The sequence below is a fragment of the Parvibaculum sp. genome (assembly GCF_049672805.1).
Classification (GTDB): domain Bacteria; phylum Pseudomonadota; class Alphaproteobacteria; order Parvibaculales; family Parvibaculaceae; genus Parvibaculum.
On record NZ_JBATWS010000264.1, the window covers coordinates 1 to 4,329 of the forward strand.

Annotated in this window: 5 protein-coding genes; 1 reads left to right on the plus strand and 4 read right to left on the minus strand. The window is 59.8% G+C overall.

Features of this window, described 5'->3' with window-relative positions; all coding sequences use genetic code 11:
* Positions 1-20: 20 nt before the first annotated feature.
* The gene (locus WBF74_RS08480) at positions 21-1,514 is read right to left on the minus strand and encodes a replicative DNA helicase (protein WP_424438100.1); all 1,494 of its coding nucleotides are present in this window, start codon (positions 1,512-1,514) and stop codon (positions 21-23) included.
* A 202-nt stretch (positions 1,515-1,716) separates the two neighbouring features.
* On the opposite strand from WBF74_RS08480, the gene WBF74_RS08485 reads away from it, so the two are divergent.
* On the plus strand, positions 1,717-2,100 hold the full coding sequence (locus WBF74_RS08485) for a DoxX family protein (RefSeq protein ID WP_424438103.1): 384 nt from the start codon (positions 1,717-1,719) through the stop codon (positions 2,098-2,100).
* A 24-nt stretch (positions 2,101-2,124) separates the two neighbouring features.
* Here WBF74_RS08485 and WBF74_RS08490 read toward each other — a convergent pair whose 3' ends face one another.
* From WBF74_RS08490 to rpsR, 3 genes are all read right to left on the minus strand, one after another.
* Positions 2,125-3,375, minus strand: a complete 1,251-nt coding sequence (locus WBF74_RS08490; RefSeq protein ID WP_424438106.1) for a class I SAM-dependent methyltransferase — start codon at positions 3,373-3,375, stop codon at positions 2,125-2,127.
* Positions 3,376-3,585: 210 nt separating this feature from the next.
* Positions 3,586-4,179 carry a 50S ribosomal protein L9 gene (gene rplI / locus WBF74_RS08495; RefSeq protein WP_424438109.1) on the minus strand — a complete coding sequence of 198 codons (594 nt, stop codon included), beginning with the start codon at positions 4,177-4,179 and terminating at the stop codon, positions 3,586-3,588.
* A 22-nt stretch (positions 4,180-4,201) separates the two neighbouring features.
* Positions 4,202-4,329 (minus strand): 30S ribosomal protein S18 (rpsR, locus tag WBF74_RS08500; protein WP_424438112.1); only part of this gene is annotated, 128 nt, incomplete at its 5' end.

The window sequence follows — 4,329 nt, forward strand, 5'->3', positions numbered from 1 at the left end:
CAGCACTGCCCCGTCAGTCCTCACTCGAAATCATCGACGTGATGTGTCTCGAGGTCCGAGAAGCGTGTCACATCCGCCTGGAACTGGAGCTTGACCGTGCCGGTGGGGCCGTGGCGTTGCTTGCCGATGATACATTCGGCAAGGCCATGCACGCGCTCCATTTCCTGCTGCCACTGAAGATGTTCGGGCGTGCCTTCGGTCGGTTCGCGCCGCGAGACGTAATATTCTTCGCGGAAAACGAACATCACGACGTCGGCGTCCTGTTCGATCGAGCCGGATTCGCGCAGGTCCGAAAGCTGCGGGCGCTTGTCTTCGCGCGCTTCCACCTGTCGGGAAAGCTGGGACAGCGCGATGATCGGCACATTGAGTTCTTTAGCAAGCGCCTTGAGGCCGGTCGTGATCTGTGTCACTTCCTGCACGCGGTTATCGCCAAACTTGCCGGAGCCTGCGAGCAATTGCAGATAGTCCACCACGAGAAGGCCGAGGCCGCGCTGCCGCTTCAGCCGTCTCGCGCGTGCGGCAAGCGTACCGATGGTGAGACCGCCCGTATCGTCGATATAGAGCGGAATGCTCTGCAGTTCCCGCGCGGCATCGACAAGTCTGTGGAACTCGTCCTCATGGATGTTGCCACGGCGAATACGTTCTGACGGTACGCCGGACTGTTCGGCAAGCAATCGTGTCGCAAGCTGCTCGGCCGACATTTCCAGCGAGAAGAAGCCGACGATAGCGCCATCCTTTGTTTCAACCGTGCCATCTGCGTGATGCTCGGCTTTGTAGGCCTTGGCGGCGCTGAAGGCGATATTGGTGGCGAGCGCCGTCTTGCCCATGGACGGGCGGCCAGCAAGGATGATGAGGTCGGAAGGCTGCAACCCGCCAAGCCGCTGGTCGAGATCGCGCAGGCCCGTCGAGATGCCGGAAAGGCCGCCATCGCGCTTATAGGCCTCGGCGGCCATGTCGATCGCAACCTTGAGTGACTCGTGAAAGCTCTGGAAACCGCCCTCATATTTGCCCTGTTCGGCGAGCTGGTAGAGCGCCTGTTCCGCATCAAGGATCTGCTGACCCGGTGTGTCGTCAACAGGCGCGTCATAGGCGCGGTTATGAATGTCCGTGCCGACCGCGATCAGCTGGCGGCGGATCGCGAGGTCATAGATGGTGCGGCCGTATTCTTCTGCATTGATGATGGTTGTCGCCGCACCGGCGAGGCGGGCGAGATAGGCAGGACCTCCGATTTCGGCAAGCGCCGCATCACGCTCGAAGAAGTTCTTGAGCGTCACCGGCGAGGCGAGATGCCCCTGCGTGATGAGCTTCGCCGCCGCCTCATAAATCCGCCCATGCACGGCATCGAAAAAGTGAGATGCCTCGAGGAAGCTCGCTACCCGATCATAGGTTTCATTGTTGACCAGAATCGCGCCGAGCAGCGCCTGTTCCGCATCAATATTATGCGGCGGCACGCGATAATGCGGTTCCTGGGTGTCGTCGGAAGGATGAGGGTAGGCGTGCTGCGCGTTTTCCATGATCCTGTTTGTAGTGAAGCGGGGAGACAGGGGCAACGGACTTAACCGCCGGTCTCAAAGTGCCAACAATTCCGTCATACAAGCCTGTTAACTATGGGGATAACTCGGTCATTTTGAAGGCCGTCGCCCGACAGGAGGCATTTGCGGGCAGCCCGGACAGGACTATGCTTTTCCGGGGAATCGATTTTGGGGGAGAAGTTTCATGAAACCGTCATCAGACATCGTCATGCTTGTCGGCCGCGTTCTGCTCGCGGCTCTTTTTATTTTGGCCGGTATCAACAAGGCGACGGGGGCGGAGGGCACCATCGGTTTCATCGCGTCCAAGGGCCTGCCTATGCCTGAGGTGGTCTATGGACTGACCGTGCTGCTGGAACTGGGCGGCGGCATCCTGCTGCTGATCGGCTATCAGGCGCGTTTCGTCGCGTTGGCTTTCGCGCTCTTCTGTGTCGCGGCAGCGCTGATATTTCACCCCAGCCTGTCCGACCCGTCGCTTCTCAAGAATTTCGCGCTGGCAGGCGGCTTCCTTTATGTCTTCGCCCATGGTGCAGGAGCACTGAGCGTGGATGCAAAGCGGGGCCGCGCCTGATGGGCTTCAGAACAACACCGCGGTTCAGTCTCCCGCAATGAGCCTGTGCCGCGGTGCCTCTGCCCGCGCATTTAGGCGGCGTTCATCCTCCAGCATGTAATCGCGCGTGAGGGGCAGGCTTTCGATCTTCTTCGCAATCTGCATCTGGAAGACGACCATGCCCTCATTGCGGAAGGATGTTTCGGAACCGGCGAGGTAGAACTCCCACATCCGGCAGAAGCGCTCATCATAGATGCGCGCTGCCTCCGCCCGCCTTTCCATGAAGCGGTGGCGCCATTCCCGCAACGTCTCCGCATAATGGAGACGCAGGATTTCCACATCCGTCATGAAAAGCCCGCTCCGTTCCACGGCAAGGGCCATCTCGCTGAGCGCCGGGATGTAACCGCCGGGGAAAATATATTTCGCAATCCAGGGATTTGTGGAACCCGGCCCGTCGAGCCTGCCGATCGTATGGATAAGGGCAAGGCCGTCATGGGTCAGCAGATGATGAACACCGCCGAAATATTCGGCGTAATGGCCCACACCCACATGCTCGAACATGCCGACTGATACAATGCGGTCGAAGTTTTCCTTCAGGGTCCGGTAGTCCTGCAGGCGGAACTCCACCTGATCGGTGAGCCCGCGCTCTTCCGCGCGCCGTTGCGCCACCTTGAGCTGTTCCTGGCTGAGCGTCACGCCGACCACTTCGGCGCCCGTCTCCTCCGCCAGCGTCAGCGCCATTCCGCCCCAGCCACAGCCAATGTCCAGCACCCGCATGCCGGGTTCGATGCGGAGCTTGGCTGCGATGTGACGCTTCTTCGCGAGCTGCGCTTCTTCAAGTGTCATCTCGGGATGCTGGAAGTAAGCGCATGAATATTGTTTGTCGCGGTCGAGGAAGAGGTCATAGATGCCGCCATCAAGATCATAGTGATGGGCGACATTCTTCTGCGCCTTGCCGATCGGGTTGTGCTGGTCGATGCGCCGCTTCATCCGCCGCAGCGCGCCATAGATTTCAAAGACGGGCCCGGCAAAGGACGTGCCGAGATTGCCGGTGAGCAGGTCCAGCAGCTCATAGATGGTGGCGGGCGGGTCAACGGTCAGGCGACCGTCCATATAGGCTTCGCCAAGTTTCAGGTAGGGATTGAGGGTCAGCTCATAAGCGACTGATTTGTCGTGCAATCTGACCGTAACGGGATCGCCGGAGCCGTCGCCGAATGTGGTGGACTTGCCGTCTGCCGTAACCAGCGTCAGGTTGCCGCGCCGCACGACCTTCTTCAAAAGCACGCCGAAAATCATCAAAACCCTCCCGTGATAGGAACAAGTTTCCGATGTCGCGCATCTTCCGCCACAGACGCGAACCCGCGCGAACTGGCTTTCTGGAACATATCTAAGGAGGAAGATTCCCCGGTTGCAAGTGCAACGTCCCGGCGGCCAGGCGGGTTCCAACGAAAAAGGGCGCCCTGAGGCGCCCTTTTGTAAGGTCTATCGGCTGTTTCGAGAGCCGGATCAGCCCTGCTGTTCGGCTTCTTCGCCTTCAGCCGGGGCTTCTTCTTCGCCCTCGGCAGCCTCGACGGCTTCTTCAGCTTCATTCTCGTCGTCGAAGTCATCGCGCTGTGCGGTCAGATCTTCGCCGGCAGCCTGACGCTCGGCTTCTTCCTCGGTGCGGGCCACGTTGATGACGATTGTGGCGGACACTTCGGGGTGAAGCACCAGGCGAATGTCGTGCAGACCGATCATCTTGATCGGACGGTCGAGAACAACCTGATTGCGCGCGGTGGAGAAACCACCTTCGGTCACCGCCGCAGCGATGTCACGCGTGCTCACCGAACCGTAAAGAATGCCGGTTTCGCCAGCCTGGCGCAGCACGACGAAGGTCTGGCCGTTCAGCTTGGCGTGAACCTGTTCGGCTTCCTTCTTCAGTTCGAGGTTGCGGGCCTCGAGCTGGGCGCGCTGGCTTTCAAAGCGCTCGATATTCGCCTTGGTGGCACGAAGCGCCTTCTTCTGCGGCAGCAGAAAGTTACGTGCGAAGCCGTCTTTCACTTTGACGACATCACCCATTTGACCGAGCTTTTCAACCCGCTCCAGAAGTACGACTTGCATCGTTCAGTCTCCTTTCCGGGCCTTAGCTGATGACATAGGGAAGGAGCGCAAGGAAACGCGCGCGCTTGATGGCGCGGGCGAGTTCACGCTGCTTCTTGGCCGACACGGCCGTGATACGGGACGGAACGATCTTGCCGCGCTCGGAAATAT